This window comes from Paenibacillus sp. FSL M7-0134, assembly GCF_038007865.1.
GTDB lineage: Bacteria > Bacillota > Bacilli > Paenibacillales > Paenibacillaceae > Paenibacillus > Paenibacillus polymyxa_B.
Map to the genome: position 1 here is coordinate 2,201,936 of NZ_JBBOXV010000002.1, position 21,529 is coordinate 2,223,464.

Sequence of the window (21,529 nt, forward strand, 5' to 3'; positions counted from 1 at the left end):
AATATTAGTACGATATGGTACTTTTTTTGAGAAAATGGAGGTGCACATGGGAATTATAAAAGGAAGATCTGTTTTTTTATCAGCATCCATAGATGCATTGCTGGCTAGAATAGTTTCAAGAAAACACAGGGAATCTGAGGTTGATACTTTAACAGCAACTCAAGCAAGGATTTTGTTTTATCTTTGGACGAAAGACGAAATACCTATACATGAAATCTCAAGGGTTACCAATCTTCAAAAGTCAACTTTAACGAGTATATTAGCTAAGTTGGAAAAAGCAGGACATATCAGTTTTATGCCTTGCCAAACAGACAAACGGAAAACAATAATTAAAGTAGTGAACAGAAATGAAAAATTAGTGGAATTGAACAAAAAGATTATTGATGAAGTCGGAGAGATTTTTTACAAGGGATTTAGCGAGGAAGAAATAGCATTGTATCAAAGTTTCTTAATAAGAACTTTAGATAACCTGATAGAATGCGAGAATGAAAAAAAGTGAGGAGAGAGAGTATGAATAAAAAACTAAGAATGGTATCCTTCGTACTTTTAGCAACATTGGCTTTTGCCACACAAAAGGAAAGTTTCGTAGCTGCTGAAAGTCCTCCTACAGATGTGATTAGTATGGCTCCTACCTATAAAGATGTGGTGTATGCAACCGTAACTAATGACGATGGAAAGAAAAAAGAGTTAAAAATGAACATCTTTAAGCCGGAGGGTGTAACCGAAGCAACTCCTGTCTTGGTATATATTCATGGTGGAGGATGGGCTATAGGGGACTATCAGGGCGATGATGCGCCTAAAGATGCAAAGAAGGAAACAGCCGCGCCACCAAATCGACCAGCACAAATGACAGGTAGAGCTACAGATCAAGTGGCTACAGATTCAGCATATCAAGTTTTCAAAAAAGTATTAGAAGATAAAATTGCTTTCGTTTCCATAGATTATCGGCTAAGTGGCGAAGCTATTTTTCCGGCTCCCATTTATGATGTTAAGGGCAGTATCAGATATCTGCGTGCACATGCCAAGGAATACGGTATTGATCCAGAAAAAATTGCAGTAGCAGGAAATTCTGCAGGTGGACATCTGGCTACCGAACTCGCTGTTACTAGTGATATAAAAGAGCTTGAAGGTGATGTTGGGGGCAATCTTGAGTATTCAAGCAAAGTAATGGCTGCAGTTGATTTTTACGGTCCAACAGATATGTTTACCATGGGCCCTGAGATGGACCCAACCCTGCAATCTCCTGAGGAGGCAGCCGAAACACATGACTCTCCACGAGCAGCTGAAGCCAAACTTCTTGGATTTGATAAAGAAGGACAAGGTGTGGCAGTCCTGAGAGATATTCGGGATAAAAAACAAACCAATTCTCCTTATTGGGAAAAAGTAAAGTTGGCAGAATTGGCAAGTCCTATAAATTATGTATCTTCAGATGATCCACCCATGTTTATTGCACATGGAGGAAGTGACAGTTTAGTATCTATTCAACAAAGTTTGAGACTTAGAGATACTCTTAACCATGCAGGAGTAGAAAATATTTTTATGTCTAACTCTAAAGCTCCCCACGGTGGCCAGGGTGAAGATGTCAATAATGCAGCTATAACCTGGGTAACAAAAAAATTGCTTAATAAGTGAGAAATTTTAAATATTTATGTTATTTTATTAAAAAAAGGGATCTCCATTTATGGAGGTTCCTTATTCTTTAAAGCCTACTTTAGATGAATTAGATTGGCTCTTTTAACCGTTTCATTGCAGATTAAGTCGTTAGGCTATGAGTTAGATTAATTAATGTACTACCCATTGGATATCAAGATGAAATGTTTCTTGAACGGAAGATGCCGATCGAACAATAGGATCAGACAATTTTGTAGCGGAAAATGCTCATATGTGAGATGGCTTGATGATTTTAGGAACTCTATCCTAAGGGGTAGGGCTTCTTTTGGTTTGTTCTATTTAATAAATAGTCTGTGCTTGTTTGGTGGAAATTTGCCAATAGTCCTTCAATTATTCCTAGTGAAATATTCGCTAAAATTCAATATTGATATTTCCAATAGGATATTCTTATTTTTGGGGAACAAAACTCATCTACGGATCCGAAATTTACGCAAAGTCTGTATCAAGAAGGAGAAGATGAAATGAGTATCTTGGAGGATTTATATTACGGCAAATGGTATCCAAGTGAACGAATCAAACCGAAGAACCCTGAACTTGAACTAACCCATCAGAAAATATCCGCTTCTATGGAAACTCTAAAAGCAAGATTGCCAGAACAAGATTATAAGTTAATTGAAGAACTATCTGATTTAAATGATGTCCTAATTTCTATATTATCTGCCTCGGATTATATTTCTGGGTACAAAACGGGAGTTTTGATGATGTTAGAAATATTTGATGGGAAAAATTATCGAAACTAAGGTATACCTTTGTAAAGTAAAGGGAAAGAAAACTTATACAGAATAGAGTTAAAAGGCAAGGGCCGGACGCTATAGCGTACTGGCTTATTTAATATGAGATGGCTGTTAATCTTATGATCATATAACTGAAATAAGATATATTTTCAAGATTATTCAGAAGAAGATGAGGCATTAAAAAGGTACTTATTTATAATGAAGGGGGAGCTGAATTTAATAAATATAAGTCAGAGGTCATAGGTATTAAGTCTTCTAATTCATATAACAATTAGTAATAAAGATGGTTTTCCATAAATTTGAATAATGTTATTATGTCTTAATGAACTCAACCGAGGTAAATAACGTTTTTTTTGTAAACGTCCTGATCATATTTTAGGGTGACTCGGCGATTTTTCTTTCCGGGAATCACTGGAATAGCTTATTGTTCCTTCAAAAACATGCGAATGACATGGATATCTTACGCGCGGTCGTCAAACACTTGGGATGAACATTCCGGGATTATTCGTTTTAGGCTCCATGTTTTCGACAAACAGTAATGATGGAAGGAGATAAAGGGGTGAACGGTGTTTTATCCCAGTCCGAATATTGATTTTCGATACAAAAGCCGCGGCTCGTTAATAAACGCTGAAGCGTGTCATTATCAGTAAAGCGACATGCAATTCGAGAAATTGTTTTCTCCGATCCCCAATCACGGAACGTGACCCAGTGCATGATCTGGTTACTTGAATCATACGACTGTGTCCCAGATATCTTGACTTTAATTCCATCTTTATCGATAAAATTTCCCCAGATGCTTTCCTCTTGGTTGGATAAATCGGTTCCCAAGGGATTTCGTGTTTCAAAAACAAATATCCCATTTGATTCTAGGTGCTTGTAGACGGTTTCGAGTAAGGCTCGTTGATCGTCATCGCTCAAAAATGCCTGGAATGCATTTCCTGTCAAATAAATCATGGAAAAACGCTTTTCGGAATCGAATGTACGAGCATCAGCTTCAATAAAATCCACAGGCAAACCTTGAGCTTTAACCCGCGCATATTCAAGCATCGATGAAGAAATGTCAACACCTGTTATATGTATCCCCGATTTTGATAAATGAATGGTTGTCAATCCTGTACCACATGCAAGTTCCAGAACCTCGCCTGGGTTCAATCTAGCCATATCAAGATAGAAATTGTATTTATTAGTCTCACCGCCAAATTCAAGATCATAATTAATCGGGTCTCGATACTCTTCAAGATTATCGTGATTTATCAATATGAATCATCCCTTCACTACACTACAGATTCCTTTAAATCATCCTTCATTATACCATCCATTCTCGGTTTTGCGATATATGGAAACCACGTTGATGTTTTATAAAAAAAGGACTGACGCGCCAGCACTTTTAAAACAAAAAAGCCGCTAATTTAGCGGATCTGATGATGAAGGTATAATTATTGTAGGAACAAATAAAGGATTAGATCATTTAACCTACCCAGAAATAAAAAAAATCATAGGGGATAAAATTCTTATTAAATACGCAGATCAAAATGAGACGTAAAAAAGGCGGTTTCCCCTTTTGGGGAAACCATTCGTTATACATAATTCTTTTAAATATTTACTTAATATCCGCATTAACAATACTCTGAATTTTTTATGCGAGAAATTATAGTATTTATATCTCTTTGTTATAGGAACTTCTTCATTTCATTAAATGCTAACTCCCTGTGGCCTGCTTGGCAGTGTTGCTCACCACCTGTTTCTTTAGTAAATACTTTGGTTGTAATGGACGCAGCATTGATTAATTCTTGTTGGATTTGTGCGAGTCGGCTAATAGGTACGTATTGATCATCTTCTCCAGCTAATAAAAGAACATCTTGATTAATGAATGCTCCAAAGCCTTGCATCGTGTGCTTTTCGAAATTTTTAATGAGATCAAAAGGCGTTGCTACACCGGTGTTTTCCATCCCTTTGGTAATCTTCCAATGCAAATCAATATTGTGAGTCATCATCTGTTCGAATAATGAATTCACTTGATCTACTTCATTACGATCGACTAGCTGCACTATGCTCTGGTAAGTCTCTTCTGACATTCCCATTTTTAAGGCATCTAAACCACAATAGAAAATGTTAAAAGCAACTACTTTATCGATTCTCTTTTCGAAGGCTGCCGCACGCATTGCTAAATATCCTCCCCAAGAAGCACCTACGAGACTAACACGATCTAATTTGAAATAATCAATCACCGTTGATATGGGCTTTTCCCAGTTATGAATGAATTTTAGGCCGTTTTTTAAAGCAGTTCCTTGGCCAGGGCCATCGAATACAATAATATTGTAATCAATTCCCTTCATAAATCTCATCATTTTAAGCATCTCTTCCATGTAAGAATCATAGCCACCAAAGACAAGTAATGTCTTCGTAGCTCCAGGTGTCAATAATTTTACAGCAGGAAGATACGAGTCTTCATAGGGAATCTTGTAGGATTCATAATCAAAATCATGAAAGCCTTTATAGAACATTTCTCTATATTTTCGATACATTTTTTCTTTATTGGGGTCTGTGGTTGCAAGATAAAATTCTGCAGCTTGATAGTAGACTGAGGCTAAGTCAAAGTCCTTGCTGTCTTCGCGTTTCTTTGCAAAATTGAGCCAAGCTTCATACCAGCTATGGGTGTCTTTTAATTTCGGAATCATCTTTTCCAAGTCAGCTTGTGCTCGATCATCTTCTTGATAATAATCATTGATAAAACGATTAATTTGAAGATTGAACTGTTCGTTATTGACATAGGATTTAAACATATATTGTCCTCCTTCAATTTGGGTATGTGCTTACTATAGAGTATAGTTACTACATAAAAAATAATTAGTATCGCATAATCTGTAAGATATCTTACATGTTATATATGAATTGTTCGAAAACTTACACATAAGGAGCAAGTGGTTAAATGAATGAAGATATCAGAATTTATAAACAAAAATAGCTATTGAGCGAGCTTTAATAGAATTACTCCAACAACATGATTTTAAAGATATTACGATCAAAAAAATCTGTGATCAATCTCTTATCGGACGTTCTACCTTTTATAGTCATTATTTAGATAAGTACGACTTGCTAGAAAAAATAGTTAAACAGTATGCTTGATGTCTATTCAGTGGGTTTTGAAAAATGGCAAAGATGCGAACATCATTTTTCTTTTAGATCAAATGCAAGAATATATTATTAATCAGTTAAAGTCTGACTTGTATCAAGGTTAAATGTTTTAGCTAGTATGAGGGCGGTGAGATTACTTGGTTGATATAGAAAAGAACTTTAAACATAAAAAATATGCACCCCTCGAAGGGATGTGTTTCAAGCTACGAGAAATTGAGCATATCAAGAATCAAGCAAATGATTGGGAGCTAAGACTTCAGTTTATCGAATCCCACACGATTCTTGTTGCGGCAAGCGGTCAAGGCTGGCTAACGATTGATGGGCAATTCACCGAACTTCGACAGGGCAGCGTTTACGTGTGTACGCCAGGAGAACTCATTGAAGCAGCCGCGCACTCCTTTGATGAACGAGGGTTTTATTATCTTCGATTTGATGTTATGGACGATGAGGTATCTTCAGCCCATTCGATGCAGATTATTAAGAAGAACAGCCCGTTTCCGGCTAAAGGGGAAGTTATCGTTACGTCGCCTGTTTCTGTTAATACGTTGTGCGATACCATTAACCAATACTTGCAGGATGAGGATCATTTAAAACGATTTCGCGGGCAAATTCTCTTTCAAGAACTGCTGCATACCATCTTGCAAGATGCCCATCTTGAACAAGGAAACGATTCGGAAACAGCCCTAGACTATATCAAAGGCTATATAGAGCAGCATTACCAGAAAGAACTGACAATCGATCACTTGGCCAAGGTGGGGGGAATGAGTACCCGTCATTTTATGCGATTATTCAAAAAAAGGTATGGCTGCAGCGCGATCGACTATTTGGCAGTGTTCCGAATCGAGCAGGCACAACAGCTGATGAGGTCGGGTGGGCAAAATCGTCTTCGAGATATTGCACGACATGTAGGTTACCATGACGATACTTATTTTCGGCGCAAATTTAAACAGGTATCGGGCGTGCCTCCAGCGGCATTTATGCAGAACAGCAGAAAAAAAATAGTCGCCTACGATTTCCCCAACATTGGACAATTGATTGCGCTTCAAATTAATCCTTTCGCCGCACCAGCCGATCACCCATGGACTGGTTATTACAAGCGAAAGTATCACATGGATGCCGTGCTTCCTCTAAGTTCAAATCAATGGATCAAGAGAGAAGAAATTCGACTTGCTGAACCCGATTTTATTGTTGGTATCGACACTCTGGTATCTCCTGAGGAACAGGAAATGCTGAGGAAAATTGCACCTGCATTTTTTGTACCCTGGGTGAAGAACGATTGGCGTACGCATTTGCGCTTAATTGGGAAATTTCTGGACAAGACCGTAGCAGCCGAGACTTGGCTTGAAAAATATGATCGAAGGGCTCTTTTTGTAAGAGAGCAAGTGAAACATGTATTCAAGGATGATCGTCTCCTCATTCTGAGAATCACCGGTGATCGTTACAATGTTTTGGGCAGTAGAAGCCTAGGCACAGTATTTTACGATGATCTGCATGTTCTGCCTGTGCAAGGCGTCGATCTTTTGAGTCAAAATCAGCAGATAACGCCTGACCAACTAGCGAATTTTGATCCAGATCGTTTATTGCTCATCGTAGACGAGGACATTCAGTCACAATTAAGTTGGCAAACACTCATGAATTCTAAGCTATGGAGTGATTTGAAAGCTGTCAGGAACAGCCGGGTGGACTTCCTTCCCTCATATCCTTGGGTAGAATATACGGCTTTCACTCATGAGCTTATGCTGGATGAAGTTTTAAAGATTTGGCGGGATCGTGCATGAAAAAAAGTCGCTATCGTCAATATTCCGAAATTATAAATTCATCTATACTCCTAATATATGATAATGATAATCAATTTTAATTAGAGGTTGTCATAAATAAATCAAATGATCAGGAGGACCACCGAAGAATGAAGCAACAACGACATATAATCGCAGGTTTAATTATCGTATTGTTCGTCATTGTAAGTACTGCTTGTGGAGCCAATAATGCAGGAAACACAGCTAGCAATTCTGAAAAAGCGAATAAAGGAGCCACTGCTGAGCAGCACGTTATTTCAACTTTAAAAGGGGACCTTAGTATTCCAACGGAGCCCAAAAGGGTCATTGGACTCTCTGTTGTTTACCCAGAGTTGTTATATGCACTTGGCGTTACGCCTGTTGCGGTACAAAACTATCATCCGGATTTCCCATCCTATTTAAAGGAACCGTTTAAAGATACACTGAAGATGGGAATTGCCCAAACTCCTAATTTTGAAGCTATTCTGGCCTCTAAGCCGGATTTAATTATTGCCCCTACGTGGTGGTCCGATAAGGATTATGCTCAGCTTTCCAAAATTGCACCAACGGTGCTTTTACCGCAGCGGGATGATTGGCGTGATGAGTTACGGGATATTGGCAAGGTTCTAGGCAAAGTGGAACAGGCTGAAAAGGTCATTCAGGATTTGCAAACGAAAGAAACTGAAGCGAAGGAGAAACTTCATTCTCTAGTTGGTGACGAGACAGTCATGTACATGATGATTATGGCGAAGGAGATCGTTATTTACGGAGAAAATAGTGATCGGGGAATCTTCATCCATAAGACATTAGGTCTAAAGCCGATTAAAGAATATCCACAGGGTGAGCTAAGTCTATCCATTTCATTGGAAAAAATACCGGAATATAATCCTGACCATATCATTTTGCAGTTAGATGATGACTCCAGTCAAGAAGTTCGGAATAGATATGAGGAAATGCTGAACAGCTCTTTATGGAAAAACATGACAGCCGTGAAAAAAAAACAGGTTCACATGATGGGAGGCAAGGAATGGTTTAGTCTTGGCATGTCTCCATTGGCAGATCTTCATGCTATTAACGATGTCGTTCATGCTTTTGAAAAATAGAGAACAATAATGGGAGTGTATGCTATGGGCACGGTTGATTTTCAACATTTGGAAGAAAAATTTTTCCTTACTTTGAATGAGCTCGATAAAACCGTGCTTACCATCCCTGCATTTGATCTATTAAAAGTTGAAAATATGAATCACTTAATCGACACATACGGCACGCTCATCAAAGCTAAAGAACGTTCAGCAGCAGCAGCTTTTTTTATTAGCTGGTACGCCGGGGTATGCGGTGCGATGCAGCACATGCTGTATCAAGGCAACGTGTTGCTGTTGGATTTATCATTATCTAATTTATCCGTACAATTATATGTAGTTGACGGCTATCCGCTTTTTTCATTTAAAATCAACGAAGTGCGATTTAACCAAATTTCGATAATGGACTGGGATGAGGGGGAGAAGAAATCGCTTGATTCCTTTTACAGGGAACAGGTAACGCCTATAATCCAACTTTTGTCCCAACTGGCCCCCATAAACGCTATTCCATTATGGGGACAAATCGTTAATGCGTTGTATGCTCAAATGGAAGAAGAGTTGGCCGAAGCGTCTGATGAAGAAAGTAGAACCAGGATCATTTCTTTTTTCAAATTGCTCACACACGATGTCGATGCTAGTGCGTTCGGACTCCGTAATAACCCGTTTAATATTAAACCAAATTTCATTGAACACCCAAATATCCCTGATCAAAAAATGTTAGTGAAAACAGCTTGTTGCCTGGCTTATTGCTTGGATCGTGAATTTGGTTACTGTTACGCATGTCCGCGATTAAAAGAAAAGGATCGGGCATTAATGAGAGCGAATGGACGTTGTTGAAAAAACATCTGCTTTGATTGGATAATAACGATTGAAGCTATGGAACTACGATTTTGATGGGCATGTTGCGTACGAACAATATATTTTTACAGTTGTTATATGAATTTCTTCATTTCATTAAATGCTAACTCCCTGTGACCTGCTACCACCTGTTTCTTTAGTAAATACTTTGGTGTAATGGACGCAGCATTGATTAATTCTTGTTGGATTTGTGCGAGTCGGCTAATAGGTACGTATTGATCATCTTCTTGATAATAATCATTGATAAAACGATTAATTTGAAGATTGAATTGTTTATTATTGACATATGATTTAAACATATATTTTCCTCCTTCAATTTGGGTATGTGCTTACTATAGAGTATAGTTACTACATAAAAAATAATTAGTATCGCATAATCTGTAAGATGTCTTACATGTTATATATGAATTGTTCGAAAACTTACACATAAGGAGCAAGTGGTTGAATGAATGAAGATATCAGAATTTATAAAACAAAAATAGCTATTGAGCGAGCTTTAATAGAATTACTCCAACAACATGATTTTAAAGATATTACGATCAAAAAAATCTGTGATCAATCTCTTATCGGACGTTCTACCTTTTATAGTCATTATTTGGATAAGTACGACTTACTAGAAAAAATAGTTAAACAGTATGCTTCTGATTTTAAAGTTGAAATTGAGCAGCGTTTTGATTCCACGGAAGATGGCAAGGTGGCAAACGCCATAGAACTTGTAACCGATAATATGATTAAGAATAAGCTCGAAATTTCAACATTGTTAGCCGTTCATGAAGTAACAGCAGATCTACGTAAGGAATTTGAACAAATTTTGTTTAGGACTTGCTTAGATTATTTAAAGCAACAGAATTCTTCAACTTCGATCGCATTAGAGTATTTAGCAGAACTATATGCTGCTAACTCAATGATGTCTATTCAGTGGGTTTTGAAAAATGGCAAAGATGCTAACATCATTCTTCTTTTAGATCAAATGCAAGAATATATTTTTAATCAGTTAAAGTCTGATCTATATACAAGTTAGCACACGTGGAGTGATGTTTTTATGACCGATAAATCATTAGGAGAATACATTATCTATTATCATGGGTCGTGTTGACGCACGGCTCTTTTTCGTATTTCTTTGTTCAAAAGGGGGAAAGCTAACCGCGAATTAACGTCTTCACCGTCTTTTTTTATAATTTTACCAATAAAAGATTATTGACTGCATAGTCAATAAGTGATAAAGTGAGTCCATGAGCAGACCAAGAGAATTTGATGTTGATCGTGTGTTGCAACAGACTATGGAAGTATTCTGGAACAAGGGATTCAAGTCAACCTCCTATGAGGATCTAACTCGCACTACGGGGGTTAAGAAGCAAAGTTTGTATGGTGTATTTAACGACAAGCGATCGTTGTTCCTGAAGGCGTTAGTACACTATCGTGAACAATATATAGAGATACTTGAAAAGTTGGAAGCGCAGGAAATGTCTCCAGTGAACAAGCTGGAATCGTTACGCGACTCTCTGCTGGACGAAGAAGCCACTTCCCGAGGTTGTCTGATGGTAAATTCCGCTCTGGAATTCGGAACAGAAGATGATCAGGTCACACGCGAAATAGAGTTGATGTTCACTGAAGCCGAACAAATACTGGAGAAAATCGTCATCAGTGGCCAGGAACAGCAGTTGATTACGACGCGTTTTTCCAGCGAAGAGCTTGCATCTTATCTGAACAACGCTATTCTCGGCGCGCGAATTCAGGAGAAATCAGGTGCGTCCAGGGAACAGATCAAGGCAATCTTACGCGTGTCTTTTTCAATGATCTTGCCTTGATCTTTTTTTGTCAAGTTATTGACTTTGTAGTCAATAATACGTCATCACTGGGAAGAGTAGATCACTTTTATTACATTAAAGGAACGGTCTGTGATACTTCTTAAGCTTTTTAAATAAATATCAAATTTGGAGGCAATTATGAACCATACTCAATCCGTAGAACCCTTGTTTAAATCTTTTGAATTAGGCAACTTGAAATTATCTAATCGTATCGTGATGGCACCGATGACCCGTCAATTTTCTCCGGACGGTGTGCCTGGTGCAAATTCAGCTGCCTACTACCGCCGCAGAGCTGAGAATGGTGTGGGACTTATTGTGACCGAAGGAACGGTGATCAATCACCTGGACGCGTCCAATCAAGCCGATGTTCCGCACTTTTATGGTGAAGCTGCACTAAACGGTTGGGCAAATGTGGTGGCTGAGGTACATAAGGCAGGCGGAAAGATCATCCCGCAATTCTGGCATATGGGAGCACGAGGCCAAGTTAACGATTATTCGGAAGCAGAAATTGCAGAGATCATCCAAGCCTTCGCACAGGCAGCAGCGGAAGCCAAGCGACTTGGGTTCGATGGTATTGAGCTGCATGGTGCTCATGGATTTTTGATCGATCAATTCTTCTGGGAAAAAACCAATCAACGTACCGATCGTTATGGCGGTGATATAATTGCACGCACACGCTTTGCAGTGGAGGTCATCAAGGCCTGCCGTCAGGCCGTTGGACCAGAATTCCCAGTTGTACTGCGTTTATCACAATGGAAAGGAAGCGATTATACAGCGAAGTTGGCTGAAACGCCGGCACTGCTGGAGCAGTTCTTGGCGCAACTGGTTGATGCGGGCGTGGATATTTTCCACTGTTCTACTCGCCGTTTCTGGGAGCCTGAATTCGAGGGCTCTGAGCTGAATCTTGCCGGCTGGACCAAAAAACTAACAGGTAAACCGACCATTACGGTTGGGTCCGTTGGCCTTGACGGTGAATTTATGAGTGTTTTCACCGAAGGAAAGGGAGCAAATCATGTTGGGATTGATGGATTAATCCAAAAGCTCGAACGTGAGGAGTTTGATTTGGTGGCCATAGGCCGTTCCCTGTTGGTTGATCCTGAGTGGGTAGCCAAAATTCGTGACGGCCGGACAGATGAGCTAATTCCTTTTACGGCGGAGGCACTAAAGACACTTCATTAATTCTTATAACATCTCCTGCATGATACAAGCAGTGGCAGACCAGAGGGAGGAATTACCCCCGACCTGATTTGGCTGTCGATCGGCATTGAAGCTCCCGAGGATATGTAGGAGGATCTGGAACAGGCGATTCGGAAGGCCTAACTGGATGATATGGTTGAGGCAGGGGACGTAGCAGAGACGGAGCAAATAATCGGTTAGCGATTTAATTAAGATCATACCCTAAAAGCCAAACGGGGAGGGACGCAAAGGTGGATATTCCTCGAATTCGCAGTTAGCAAGGTTTAGCCAGGATGGAATAATGACTCATACGCTCAGAGAATGCAACTTAATGAAAATTATCGTTCATCTCAGTTAGTTGGATTGCAGGAATAAACAATGAAGATCTATTTTGTAAAATGCAAAATAACACTTTGTTAAAGTTCAATCACGAATTAACAAAGTGTTATTTTAAATAATCTTCTCGTTCACAACATTGTTTCACCAAAGGTAACTTACCGGAACTTTAACTTTATAATCCTTGGGTAAGTCCTAATATCTGATCATTCACATGTACATTACTTAATCCCCCGTGATAACAAACTACGGATGCAATGTCGAGATCCAAATACTTTTTTAATGAGAGATGAGCTACTTTTATATCGGGTGTGGTCGGGACATGAATTCCCGCGAGAATCCCGTTTACACTGTACATCGAATCCCCGGCAATAAGAGTTTTACTTTGCCTTAAATAAAGGCTGATATGACCCGGAGTATGCCCAGGCGTATGGATGACGCGAATCCTGCCGCAAAACGGCAGTTCCTGACCATCTATTAAGGTATCGTCCACTTTGCCCTTCGGGGGATTCACAAGGTGACCATCTTTTAAAAGAGGGATATCCCCCTGAATATACGGCTTATCCAGTTCGTGTGCATAGACTTTAATATGATGGCCACACTCCTGCAAAATCTCAGGAAGACAACCTATATGATCCACATCTTGATGCGTCAAAATCACAACTTTTAGTTGGTCAAACGACACGCCTACCTTTTCCATAGCCACGCGTAAATCTTCCATTTGCCCAGGGAGTCCTGTGTCTATTAAAACAGCCATTTCTTGATCCCACAAAAGAATAGGGTGAATCATATTCCCATGAAAATCTAGCTGAAGCATTTCTACCCCCTGTGAAATTTCCATAATATCGGGCCTCCGTACAATGTAATTGCCACCCATGCTAGAATAGGTTCATGGGGCGAATCCAACTCTATAGCGTTGCCGTTCCTTAATGTCAATGGATACGGTGCGAATGGATGTAATAGGAATAACAAGCGTCTGATATTGCGTAAGGTATTTAACGAACTTGTCGTCAATCTGATCCAATATCCCGTCGCATACATTTGTCCCATCTATAAAATGAATAGTTACTTCCTTGCCTTGTAAGTTTGCTAACATGATATCACCTCGTATTATTTCTTGAAGTTTCTTGAAGATCATTAGGTTTTGAGCATACTTTACAAAGAAGTTATCACTTGATCAATAACCCCATATTCCAGTGCCTCCTGAGCGGACATGTAAAAATCCCGGTCCATATCTTTTTCGACTTTTTCAAAAGATTGCCCGGTCCGTTCAGCTGTGATACGGGTTGCCTTTTCACGAGTCCATAAAATTCGTTTTGCGCTGATCGCAATATCGCTAGCTTGACCTTGTGCGCCGCCGTGCGGCTGATGGATCATGATTTCACTGTTCGGCAACGCCGAACGTTTCCCTTTGGCGCCCGCCAGCAAAAGGATCGCGCCAAACGAAGCAGCAAATCCCGTACATATCGTGTGCACATCGGGTTTGATGTACTGCATCGTATCATAAATGGCAAATCCTGCGGAAGTAGAGCCACCCGGGCTGTTGATATACATGTAAATTTCTTTTTCCGGATCTTCTGCCGCCAGGAACAATAATTGAGCAATAATACTGTTAGCCAAATGATCATCGATGGCTGCCCCGACAAACACAATACGATCCTTTAAGAGTCTGGAATAGATATCGTACGATCTTTCACCTTGAGCGGTTTGCTCGACAACATAAGGAACATAAACACTCATTTTTTATACCCCCAATTTCCTGTTTCCAGTTGATTTCTCCTTGTAAACGAACCGAGGCCGTAAAAAGATACGGAGGCTTTAATGGGAAAACGATTTGCGTAAATGGTGTAACTTTTACAACCACTGGTTCGTTTACATTGGAGGTAGCAAATGGCTTTGCTCTAGGAAAGGGCAGAATAAGACCGTGGAGGAGAGGACCTATGCGCATAGATGATTCTATACAAATGACAGATAATATAATAAACATCGAGAACTTGGAGGAATTACAGGCGGTCCTGAAACGTTACTGTCTGTCGCTTACGAAATCAAATTGGGATGCGGAAGAACTGGCTCAGGACACTTGGATAAAAGCATTAGGTAAGTTAAATAGCTTCGAGCATACAAATCCCGAAGCGCTTTTGCTACGGATTGCTAAGAACACCTGGATTGATGATATACGGAGAAAAGCAGTCTACACTCGGATATTGAATAGGGACCAAGCGAAAGTAACTGTACCCGATCATGGATCTTTTGAAATCGAGATAGCGTTGCAATCCTTAATGAATCATTTATCTCCGCTTCAGAGAACTGTTTTTTTGCTGCGAGATGTGTTTGGATATTCGATTCGTGAGACATCCGACATGCTTGAAACAACGGAGGGAGCGGTAAAAGTTGCACTCCACCGGGCACGAAAATCGCTTGGAGCAGTCAGGGAGGATCTTCTGAAAGGAGAGTTATCCTTACCGGAAAGTGAAAACTCGAAAACTTTTCTGAGAGCGTTGACGGCGGCATATCAGATGGGAGATATTGCAGCAATGGTTATGCTCTCCCACCAGGATGAAATGGAGCCGGACGTGGTGATCGGAATCGTCAATCATAAGCTGCACCGGAGTCTCGCTACAATAAAACAAACGGATTCCCATACCATGAGTATGATAGCGGCGTAGTTTGCGAAAAGAAATGCAGAGCTGATCATAGTGGTTGTTTCTGATGAAACAAGTTTCAGCCAATCCAATTTACGAACAGATTGTTCGGGATTACAGGCAGCAGGGTGAAATCATGCGGGGCAGTAACAGAGGCAGCGCACAGCCAATAATGGCAAAGAGTCCATGGTGGCTGTGCGGAAATATCGGGTTTATCATTCAGGAATAATATTTAATTTTTTATATTAGAAAGTGAACCCTGAGAGCTAACCCTTTTAACGTGAAGGAGCAGTGTTTTATAGAATAGCCTTTGCTTGATGCAGTGAAAAAGTTAGACCTGCCAACAAACATTGCGCATGACGACCAGCCCGTTTTCTGACTAGTACAAGCTAAACGGGCAAATTTTAACTTCAGGTACCCGTTGATTTTGGGAGGTAAACAATGAATTTGAATGAAATTAAAAAGTTGCCAGATAATATGTCTAAAGAACAATTAGAATCCTATCTTATTCATTATTTGGATTCGATTGAAAATGTAGAGAAGATTAATACGCTTGAAATGTTAGAATGTTTTTCAGAATTTGCTGATAGGAGAGCTAACACCTATGAATTGTTAAGTGATTCGTTCAGAAAAAGAGTAGATCGTTTTGTACTTAAATTATGGAATGATACATCTTCGGAGATAGTCGATGTTTATTCATCCGTTGTTGTTAATCTAAATTTAAAAATGAGTTACAACTTAATGAAAGACTCTTTAGAAAGAGATCTAAATGAAGAAATCCGAGAAATTATCGAGGATACAATTAACGAGATAGGCGAGGATATAGAGGTCCCATTTAAAATGAATTGATATGTAGATTTTAAAGTTATATTGGGGAAGTGTCGGCTTAGCTAGTACTCCCCCGTGTAGATCAAGAGGATACTATCGGTGCATTGGACAAGCACATTGCGAATTTGTCTGGTAAAACAATCTACCTGTAATATTTCAAACTGTACTTCTATTGATAACGATGCAAGAAGTCATCAACTAATTTGGCGTTTGTCATCTGAATTACAGACTGATTTTCCAGTTCCTCGGCCATATCATCATCCGTCATGGACACGAAAAAAATAATATCTTCTTTGGATTGGCCGAATTGATTAAAAAGTACATCGTCTGTTTCCTTAACTACCTTGGCCATAATTTTTATCACTTCATCTTTATAGTCAAACACATTTTCGGTTGCATACAGAAATTTGCTAATATGATTGAGATGTGTTGTATCGCCATATTGATATTCGCTTAATCCCCATCTATAATAATTTTCATCTTCCTTGCTGTTGCACAGGCCTTGGGCTTTCATGTTTGTGATATGTCTAACAAGTGATTCCTCCGTATTAACAGCAAGAAACAAGGTGATAAAATCGCTGTCTGTGCCAAAAGCACAAGCGTAAACCCGCTCATTCTTCACTTCTTCCAGTATGCTTTTAAGATCATCCAAAAATCCTGCCCTAAATCTTTCCTCAAATTCACTTAGAAAATTGCTCATCTGATTCATATACTCCTTAATGTCTCTTTTGATAAACTTAGATTATCAGATTTCTCTAATTAAAGTTAGCTGGAGTTTGTTCAATTAACTGAAAAAAATGTTTTAGGAACCCTTTTATTTGTTTAAAAAAAGTTGTTATAATTGTTAGATCAGTGTGTAGAGATATTGGTACTAGTTTTAATGACCAAAAATATATGTCGCATGATACGTCTACCATCTGAAATATTTTTATTTCGGAGGGAAACAATATGTATAAGGAAGAAAGACTGCCTCAAAACGCAAAAGAAGGTATATTATTTTTATTGATTATTTCAATTATTTCAGTAAACACGATCGCCCCAATTATTATGGGATTGGAGCGCGGCTTTAGTAAAGAAAATTATTTAGAAACGCTAAAGATTATTCCGTTTATGTGGATTATCGTTGTTTTGTTAGTAAGATTGGTTGCGGGACCGTTAGTGGGTAAAGTGATACCCAAATTCGCAGGACAAACAGATGGATTTAATGCTAGAGTTTTATTGAATACTTTATTGAATGTTACGGTCTTATCTGTTCTTCTAACCATTATAGGAACTTGGGTTGGTACGAAACAAATAAGCCTAGAACCTTTTCAGAACTTCTTTCATAGTTGGTTTAGAAATTTTGGTGTAGCATTTTGGATTGAGCTATTGATTGCTCAGCCAATAGCAAGATTTGCAATGAAAAAAATACACGCAAGACAGGCTAGCCAAGAGAGAGTGTAAATCCGTAACACGATACCAAAGTCATAATAAAAAACCGCATAACAATGTGGTTTTTCGTAAATCGGTAAAGTTACAAACCATATAAAAAAAGCGCTGGTCCCAGGCTGGAACCAGCGCTTTTTCGCGTTTCAGATTACGAACTTTCGTCAAGCCAGGCAGGCCGGGTTGGCGACTTATTTCCTAAAATGACGCATTGCCGTCCGTTCGCCTCTATTCTTACTGGGCCGTTAAAATCAGTGGTCCGTCCGACGTAACTGCGATCGTATGCTCATATTGCGCTGACAACTTGCCGTCGGCCGTTCTCGCCGTCCACTGATCGTCGTCGATCGTGATACGGAACGTACCTTGGTTGATCATCGGTTCAATCGTAAACACCATGCCTTCCTTTAACCGAATGCCTTTGCCGGCTACGCCGATATGCTCGTAGCTTGGCTCCTCGTGCAGGCTCCGCCCGATCCCATGCGCCAGCAGATCGCGTACGACCGAAAACCCGTTTGATTCCGCATGCTGTTGAATCGCCGACGTTATGTCGCCGAGCCGGCCCCCCGGGAGTGCCCGGGCGATCCCCAGATCCAAGCATTCCTTTGTCACCTTCATTAATTTTTGCGCTTCCGGCCGGATATTGCCCACCGCATAGCACCAGCACGAATCGCCAAACCATCCGCCGTATTCCACGACGATGTCGAGCTTCAGCAAGTCGCCGTCCATAAGCGCCTGGTTCGAAGGAATGCCGTGGGCCACCACATCGTTGACCGAAATGCAGGTTTCGGCGGGGAAACCGTTGTACCCTTTCGTAAACTGCTTGCCGCCCAGCTTGGTGATGTGTCTGGCAACAAAGTCATTGATTTCCCGGGTGGTGATCCCAGGCCCGATCAGTTTGGCCACCTCGCGGTAGCAGTCCGCAACGATTTGGCTCGCCGGCTTCATCTCTTCGATTTCCCTAGGTGATTTTAGAATGATCATTTTTGTCTATTCGCTCCTTATCAATTCTATAATTTTAAAAACCGGACGATATCTTTGGCCTCCTCGTGCAGCTTTCCGCGGCGAAGCGAAAGCGAGGCGCAGCCGACCAAGGCGGCCAGCAGCATTTCCGCGCGCTGTAGCGGATACGGCGGCTCCGCCGCGTTTCCGCCGGAAGCGGCAGTCCCGTCCACCGCATGACCGGTTTCCAGCAGCGCGGCAAGCGGCGCGAGCACCTCCCGGCGAAAGGCGGCCGAGAGCGGGGCCGAGCGCGCTTCAGGCAGCGAGGCAAAGCCCTCACCGGCCAGCTTATGCAGCAGGTACAGGGCGTGGTCCTCCGCCCAAAGCTGTAGCAGCCGAATGCCGGCGGCGGCGGCGGGGCCAAGCTCTGCGGCAGCGGCCGTTTCGCGGCTTCCGCTTTGGGAATCCGCGGCAGCCGAGTTCCCGGTGTCCGCCGCAGCAGCCAAGCCGAAATGCCCGCCCGCCGGCGCCTCCCCCGAAGCCGAAGCGCGCGGGGCCTCCAGCCATCCCCCGGCCCGCTCCAACGCGTCCCATAGCAGATCGTGGAGCAAATTGCCCTTATTACTGTAATAATGGTATACCGTGCCATAGCCGAGTCCCGCTTGGACGGCCACATCGCGGATTTCCAGTAAAGGCCCTTTATTCAAAAACACATCGGCAGCGGCTTTCCGGATTTGCGCCAGACGCCGCAGCCGGATCTCTTCGTTTTGTTCCTTCGTGCGTGGAGACATCTCGTCCGTCACCTCTTTTATTTTTGACCTGCTCTTATGTCAATATAAAACATCGGCTTGCAAATAACAAGAGTCGGGCAAACAAAAGTCCCGGCAACACCTCATAAACGAATGAAGATCAGTTATATATCAGCTCAATTTTAATGGTTGGATTGTACTGATATCATTTAGCTGGTCCCAGGTGAGCAGAAGTTATGCTATACTTGCGAAGTAAAAGGGGGTGCCTACTGATGGAGAATCTATTGGGATTGTCTGTGACTTCTTACACTCATGCAAAGCCAATTATTAGGAAAGCGTTACTTTGTATGGGGCGAAACAATTTTTAACGCTGAACAAGCTTTTTTAATATTTTTGGCTTTGCACCTTATTTTAAAGAATCAAAATAAGGGGCGAGCAAAATTGAGATATACGAATGCTACAAAAATTTTACCTAAAAAACTAATTATGGAAATTCAAAAATATGTTCAAGGAGAGACTCTGTATATTCCCAAGCCAAAAACGGAATATATGAATTGGGGCAGTTTGAGTGGCGGGAGAAGGTTGCTTGAACAGCGAAATGCCGCAATCAGAAATGCTTTTCAAAATAGCAGCAGTATCGAGCAATTAGCTAAGGAGTTTTTCCTCTCTACCGAAACCATTAAGAAAATTGTTTATTCACATAAAAATACCTAGTTTGTAAAGTGGCGTGGTACTCTACCCGCATAAATGAATTTAATTTTGGCCTCATAACGTGGTGAGCTTAGGGCGTGATCGGATGATCGCTGTGAACGACCAATCCGGTCACGTCTTTTTTATTTGGCAAAAGGTTTGATGTGTGTTCTCGCATTATCTCCCACATCCAGATTCCGAAATACGTTTTTGGCATTTCATTTTCTCTCTTGAACTTTTTACATACCGTTCTTGATCCCAAAATTCCGCTCACTCTCCCTCAATGATCCAACAGACCCATTCTATTTCAAAGGCTGTACTTCATTTTTTTATTATTGTTTTTATGCCAAAAATGATTCTAAATCGTTGTTTTCATTTATAAAGCTTATTTTAATCTTTAAAATATGAATATAAACGACAGCAACAATTGAAATATGTATTGATTCATTGTCTTTAAAACAAGAAAGCGGGGAAACGATTACTATGGGGGAGCAAAGAAGTAGAAGTAGACATCTGATTGATCCAGAAATTATCAGTGCAGTTGATTTAATACCAATAACCGACCTTACCGAATCTACACTAATGGAAGCACGTAAAAATCAATCTCAAATGATGCAACAAATAGATGTAACGCAGATGTTCCCTATTACATTAGAAAAAAAGGTTGTGCCAAGCTATTTTAGGGGTCCAGATATTCAAATAGAAATCATTAAGCCCTCACAATCAAAGCATCATAAGATGCCTCTATATTATTCGATACACGGAGGCGGGATGGTCTTAGGAAGTCCAGTCGTGGATCGTCCTGCTAATGCATCTCTTGCTTCACAACATGGTTTTTGTTGTGTATCTGTGTACTATCGCCTAGCACCAGAGCATGTACAGCCAAGTCAGTTACAGGATTGTTATTCGGGCCTAAAATGGTGTATTGAACATGCGGAAGAGTTAGGGATAGATACTCAGAAAGTTGCCGTAGGGGGCAGCAGCGCTGGCGGCGGATTGGCGGCTGGCCTAGCCTTGTACATTCGTGATCAGAAGGAATTCGAAATCCATCATCTAAGATTAATGAGGCCAATGCTAGATGATCGCACAAGCACCGCACCAGAGCATCCATACGCAGGAGAGTTTATTTGGACAAAACAAAGCAACTATTTTGGCTGGAAATCTGTATTGGGGGATGAACCGGGTCAGGAGGAGGTAAGTGAGTATTATGTGCCGGCCCGTGCTAAGTCATTGGCCGGATTACCACCGACTTATATAAATATAGGTACCCTTGATTTATTCATTGATGAGGTCTTAGTTTTTGCAAAACAACTGGCCATTGATGGTGTCTTAGTGGAATTACATGTCTATCCCGGGTACCATCATATGTCTCCCGCGTTTCCGGATGCGCATTTTTCAAAAGAAGGGGCTAGAACAAGTGAATATGCCTTACTGAAAGCTCTGGAGATGTTCTAATGAGTATAATGTTAAACTCCTCTAATAAGCTCCGACCTCAGCGTGTCAATGTCGCCAAGGTGATTGCGTTAAAACTCAAGTTGATCGTGCTGGATGAGCCGGTGAGGGAGAGGGATACTGATATATTCTAATCTGATATTATCTTTTTTCATCCCTTCCGACTTTTACCATTCATTTAGGGTAAAATAGTACCAAGCATAAAATCCAACTACGGAAGTGGTGATGTCCC

General features: G+C 40.7%; 26 protein-coding genes. 17 read left to right on the forward strand and 9 right to left on the reverse strand.

Going from position 1 to position 21,529, the window contains the following annotated elements; all coding sequences use genetic code 11:
- Positions 1-46 precede the first annotated feature (46 nt).
- From NSQ58_RS25500 to NSQ58_RS25510, 3 genes are all read left to right on the forward strand, one after another.
- Entirely contained in the window at positions 47-499 is a 453-nt protein-coding gene (locus NSQ58_RS25500) for a MarR family winged helix-turn-helix transcriptional regulator (protein WP_023988512.1), read from the forward strand.
- Between the two features lie 11 nt (positions 500-510).
- Positions 511-1,632, forward strand: coding sequence for an alpha/beta hydrolase (locus NSQ58_RS25505; RefSeq protein WP_023988513.1), 1,122 nt, complete (start codon positions 511-513; stop codon positions 1,630-1,632).
- A gap of 500 nt (positions 1,633-2,132) precedes the next feature.
- On the forward strand, positions 2,133-2,411 hold the full coding sequence (locus NSQ58_RS25510) for a DUF6809 family protein (RefSeq protein WP_023988514.1): 279 nt from the start codon (positions 2,133-2,135) through the stop codon (positions 2,409-2,411).
- Positions 2,412-2,915: 504 nt separating this feature from the next.
- Here NSQ58_RS25510 and NSQ58_RS25515 read toward each other — a convergent pair.
- On the reverse strand, positions 2,916-3,662 hold the full coding sequence (locus NSQ58_RS25515; RefSeq protein WP_076160960.1) for a class I SAM-dependent DNA methyltransferase: 747 nt from the start codon (positions 3,660-3,662) through the stop codon (positions 2,916-2,918).
- Positions 3,663-4,075: 413 nt separating this feature from the next.
- Positions 4,076-5,188 carry an alpha/beta fold hydrolase gene (locus NSQ58_RS25520; protein ID WP_341058443.1) on the reverse strand — a complete coding sequence of 371 codons (1,113 nt, stop codon included), beginning with the start codon at positions 5,186-5,188 and terminating at the stop codon, positions 4,076-4,078.
- A 247-nt stretch (positions 5,189-5,435) separates the two neighbouring features.
- On the opposite strand from NSQ58_RS25520, the gene NSQ58_RS25525 reads away from it, so the two are divergent.
- From NSQ58_RS25525 to NSQ58_RS25540, 4 genes are all read left to right on the forward strand, one after another.
- Positions 5,436-5,531: a hypothetical protein gene (locus NSQ58_RS25525; protein WP_233903895.1), complete on the forward strand. Its 96-nt coding sequence runs from the start codon at positions 5,436-5,438 to the stop codon at positions 5,529-5,531.
- Positions 5,532-5,677: 146 nt separating this feature from the next.
- On the forward strand, positions 5,678-7,318 hold the full coding sequence (locus NSQ58_RS25530) for a helix-turn-helix domain-containing protein (protein WP_341058445.1): 1,641 nt from the start codon (positions 5,678-5,680) through the stop codon (positions 7,316-7,318).
- A 128-nt stretch (positions 7,319-7,446) separates the two neighbouring features.
- Positions 7,447-8,418 (forward strand): ABC transporter substrate-binding protein, encoded by a 972-nt coding sequence (locus NSQ58_RS25535; RefSeq protein ID WP_023988518.1) that lies wholly within the window; start codon positions 7,447-7,449, stop codon positions 8,416-8,418.
- A 24-nt stretch (positions 8,419-8,442) separates the two neighbouring features.
- Complete coding sequence (locus NSQ58_RS25540) at positions 8,443-9,231, forward strand: hypothetical protein (protein ID WP_068940986.1); 789 nt, start codon at positions 8,443-8,445, stop codon at positions 9,229-9,231.
- Positions 9,232-9,326: 95 nt separating this feature from the next.
- On the opposite strand, the gene NSQ58_RS25545 is transcribed toward NSQ58_RS25540, so the two are convergent.
- The gene (locus NSQ58_RS25545; RefSeq protein WP_445671682.1) at positions 9,327-9,551 is read right to left on the reverse strand and encodes a hypothetical protein; all 225 of its coding nucleotides are present in this window, start codon (positions 9,549-9,551) and stop codon (positions 9,327-9,329) included.
- 146 nt (positions 9,552-9,697) lie between these two features.
- Between NSQ58_RS25545 and NSQ58_RS25550 the strand changes: the two genes are divergently transcribed.
- From NSQ58_RS25550 to NSQ58_RS25560, 3 genes are all read left to right on the forward strand, one after another.
- On the forward strand, positions 9,698-10,273 hold the full coding sequence (locus tag NSQ58_RS25550) for a TetR/AcrR family transcriptional regulator (RefSeq protein ID WP_316243670.1): 576 nt from the start codon (positions 9,698-9,700) through the stop codon (positions 10,271-10,273).
- A 211-nt stretch (positions 10,274-10,484) separates the two neighbouring features.
- Positions 10,485-11,060 carry a TetR/AcrR family transcriptional regulator gene (locus tag NSQ58_RS25555; protein WP_076295931.1) on the forward strand — a complete coding sequence of 192 codons (576 nt, stop codon included), beginning with the start codon at positions 10,485-10,487 and terminating at the stop codon, positions 11,058-11,060.
- A gap of 138 nt (positions 11,061-11,198) precedes the next feature.
- Positions 11,199-12,239, forward strand: a complete 1,041-nt coding sequence (locus tag NSQ58_RS25560) for an NADH:flavin oxidoreductase (RefSeq protein ID WP_179086222.1) — start codon at positions 11,199-11,201, stop codon at positions 12,237-12,239.
- A gap of 508 nt (positions 12,240-12,747) precedes the next feature.
- Here NSQ58_RS25560 and NSQ58_RS25565 read toward each other — a convergent pair.
- From NSQ58_RS25565 to clpP, 3 genes are read right to left on the reverse strand one after another with little or no spacing between them, the layout of a single operon-like run.
- Positions 12,748-13,413, reverse strand: coding sequence for an MBL fold metallo-hydrolase (locus tag NSQ58_RS25565; RefSeq protein ID WP_341058452.1), 666 nt, complete (start codon positions 13,411-13,413; stop codon positions 12,748-12,750).
- Between the two features lie 48 nt (positions 13,414-13,461).
- Complete coding sequence (locus NSQ58_RS25570) at positions 13,462-13,668, reverse strand: hypothetical protein (RefSeq protein ID WP_028541345.1); 207 nt, start codon at positions 13,666-13,668, stop codon at positions 13,462-13,464.
- A gap of 59 nt (positions 13,669-13,727) precedes the next feature.
- Complete coding sequence (gene clpP / locus NSQ58_RS25575) at positions 13,728-14,312, reverse strand: ATP-dependent Clp endopeptidase proteolytic subunit ClpP (protein ID WP_013310269.1); 585 nt, start codon at positions 14,310-14,312, stop codon at positions 13,728-13,730.
- A 200-nt stretch (positions 14,313-14,512) separates the two neighbouring features.
- Here clpP and NSQ58_RS25580 point away from each other — a divergent pair, with 200 nt between their 5' ends.
- From NSQ58_RS25580 to NSQ58_RS25590, 3 genes are all read left to right on the forward strand, one after another.
- Positions 14,513-15,238, forward strand: a complete 726-nt coding sequence (locus tag NSQ58_RS25580; RefSeq protein WP_028541343.1) for an RNA polymerase sigma factor — start codon at positions 14,513-14,515, stop codon at positions 15,236-15,238.
- Between the two features lie 43 nt (positions 15,239-15,281).
- Positions 15,282-15,443: a hypothetical protein gene (locus NSQ58_RS25585; RefSeq protein ID WP_155252341.1), complete on the forward strand. Its 162-nt coding sequence runs from the start codon at positions 15,282-15,284 to the stop codon at positions 15,441-15,443.
- Between the two features lie 212 nt (positions 15,444-15,655).
- Entirely contained in the window at positions 15,656-16,063 is a 408-nt protein-coding gene (locus tag NSQ58_RS25590) for a hypothetical protein (protein ID WP_316243672.1), read from the forward strand.
- A 148-nt stretch (positions 16,064-16,211) separates the two neighbouring features.
- Here the strand turns inward: NSQ58_RS25590 and NSQ58_RS25595 are convergent, their stop codons facing one another.
- The gene (locus NSQ58_RS25595) at positions 16,212-16,742 is read right to left on the reverse strand and encodes a DUF4303 domain-containing protein (RefSeq protein ID WP_068939463.1); all 531 of its coding nucleotides are present in this window, start codon (positions 16,740-16,742) and stop codon (positions 16,212-16,214) included.
- Positions 16,743-16,990: 248 nt separating this feature from the next.
- Between NSQ58_RS25595 and NSQ58_RS25600 the strand changes: the two genes are divergently transcribed.
- The gene (locus NSQ58_RS25600) at positions 16,991-17,485 is read left to right on the forward strand and encodes a hypothetical protein (RefSeq protein WP_068939461.1); all 495 of its coding nucleotides are present in this window, start codon (positions 16,991-16,993) and stop codon (positions 17,483-17,485) included.
- 216 nt (positions 17,486-17,701) lie between these two features.
- Here the strand turns inward: NSQ58_RS25600 and map are convergent, their stop codons facing one another.
- Both map and NSQ58_RS25610 read right to left on the reverse strand, forming a co-directional pair.
- Positions 17,702-18,448 (reverse strand): type I methionyl aminopeptidase, encoded by a 747-nt coding sequence (gene map / locus NSQ58_RS25605; protein WP_068939459.1) that lies wholly within the window; start codon positions 18,446-18,448, stop codon positions 17,702-17,704.
- Positions 18,449-18,474: 26 nt separating this feature from the next.
- A complete protein-coding gene (locus tag NSQ58_RS25610; RefSeq protein ID WP_068939457.1) occupies positions 18,475-19,197 on the reverse strand; it encodes a TetR/AcrR family transcriptional regulator in 723 nt (240 codons plus the stop codon).
- A gap of 399 nt (positions 19,198-19,596) precedes the next feature.
- Between NSQ58_RS25610 and NSQ58_RS25615 the strand changes: the two genes are divergently transcribed.
- From NSQ58_RS25615 to NSQ58_RS25625, 3 genes are all read left to right on the forward strand, one after another.
- Positions 19,597-19,869 carry a CD3324 family protein gene (locus NSQ58_RS25615; RefSeq protein WP_068939476.1) on the forward strand — a complete coding sequence of 91 codons (273 nt, stop codon included), beginning with the start codon at positions 19,597-19,599 and terminating at the stop codon, positions 19,867-19,869.
- 459 nt (positions 19,870-20,328) lie between these two features.
- Positions 20,329-21,300, forward strand: coding sequence for an alpha/beta hydrolase fold domain-containing protein (locus NSQ58_RS25620; protein WP_068939455.1), 972 nt, complete (start codon positions 20,329-20,331; stop codon positions 21,298-21,300).
- The gene (locus NSQ58_RS25625) at positions 21,300-21,431 is read left to right on the forward strand and encodes a hypothetical protein (protein ID WP_256253353.1); all 132 of its coding nucleotides are present in this window, start codon (positions 21,300-21,302) and stop codon (positions 21,429-21,431) included. Before NSQ58_RS25620 ends, NSQ58_RS25625 begins: the two co-directional genes overlap by 1 nt.
- The last annotated feature ends 98 nt before the right edge of the window (positions 21,432-21,529 follow it).

Bases quoted from the DNA above. Each gene is read 5' to 3' on its own strand.
- NSQ58_RS25520 (WP_341058443.1), bottom strand. From the start codon at position 5,188: ATGTTTAAATCCTATGTCAATAACGAACAGTTCAATCTTCAAATTAAT.
- map (WP_068939459.1), bottom strand. From the start codon at position 18,448: ATGATCATTCTAAAATCACCTAGGGAAATCGAAGAGATGAAGCCGGCG.
- NSQ58_RS25535 (WP_023988518.1), top strand. From the start codon at position 7,447: ATGAAGCAACAACGACATATAATCGCAGGTTTAATTATCGTATTGTTC.
- NSQ58_RS25500 (WP_023988512.1), top strand. From the start codon at position 47: ATGGGAATTATAAAAGGAAGATCTGTTTTTTTATCAGCATCCATAGAT.
- NSQ58_RS25595 (WP_068939463.1), bottom strand. From the start codon at position 16,742: ATGAGCAATTTTCTAAGTGAATTTGAGGAAAGATTTAGGGCAGGATTT.
- NSQ58_RS25600 (WP_068939461.1), top strand. From the start codon at position 16,991: ATGTATAAGGAAGAAAGACTGCCTCAAAACGCAAAAGAAGGTATATTA.
- NSQ58_RS25510 (WP_023988514.1), top strand. From the start codon at position 2,133: ATGAGTATCTTGGAGGATTTATATTACGGCAAATGGTATCCAAGTGAA.
- NSQ58_RS25550 (WP_316243670.1), top strand. From the start codon at position 9,698: ATGAATGAAGATATCAGAATTTATAAAACAAAAATAGCTATTGAGCGA.
- NSQ58_RS25625 (WP_256253353.1), top strand. From the start codon at position 21,300: ATGAGTATAATGTTAAACTCCTCTAATAAGCTCCGACCTCAGCGTGTC.
- NSQ58_RS25580 (WP_028541343.1), top strand. From the start codon at position 14,513: ATGCGCATAGATGATTCTATACAAATGACAGATAATATAATAAACATC.
- NSQ58_RS25555 (WP_076295931.1), top strand. From the start codon at position 10,485: ATGAGCAGACCAAGAGAATTTGATGTTGATCGTGTGTTGCAACAGACT.
- NSQ58_RS25545 (WP_445671682.1), bottom strand. From the start codon at position 9,551: ATGTTTAAATCATATGTCAATAATAAACAATTCAATCTTCAAATTAAT.
- NSQ58_RS25560 (WP_179086222.1), top strand. From the start codon at position 11,199: ATGAACCATACTCAATCCGTAGAACCCTTGTTTAAATCTTTTGAATTA.
- NSQ58_RS25590 (WP_316243672.1), top strand. From the start codon at position 15,656: ATGAATTTGAATGAAATTAAAAAGTTGCCAGATAATATGTCTAAAGAA.
- clpP (WP_013310269.1), bottom strand. From the start codon at position 14,312: ATGAGTGTTTATGTTCCTTATGTTGTCGAGCAAACCGCTCAAGGTGAA.
- NSQ58_RS25570 (WP_028541345.1), bottom strand. From the start codon at position 13,668: ATGTTAGCAAACTTACAAGGCAAGGAAGTAACTATTCATTTTATAGAT.
- NSQ58_RS25540 (WP_068940986.1), top strand. From the start codon at position 8,443: ATGGGCACGGTTGATTTTCAACATTTGGAAGAAAAATTTTTCCTTACT.
- NSQ58_RS25585 (WP_155252341.1), top strand. From the start codon at position 15,282: ATGAAACAAGTTTCAGCCAATCCAATTTACGAACAGATTGTTCGGGAT.
- NSQ58_RS25565 (WP_341058452.1), bottom strand. From the start codon at position 13,413: ATGGAAATTTCACAGGGGGTAGAAATGCTTCAGCTAGATTTTCATGGG.
- NSQ58_RS25505 (WP_023988513.1), top strand. From the start codon at position 511: ATGAATAAAAAACTAAGAATGGTATCCTTCGTACTTTTAGCAACATTG.
- NSQ58_RS25610 (WP_068939457.1), bottom strand. From the start codon at position 19,197: ATGTCTCCACGCACGAAGGAACAAAACGAAGAGATCCGGCTGCGGCGT.
- NSQ58_RS25620 (WP_068939455.1), top strand. From the start codon at position 20,329: ATGGGGGAGCAAAGAAGTAGAAGTAGACATCTGATTGATCCAGAAATT.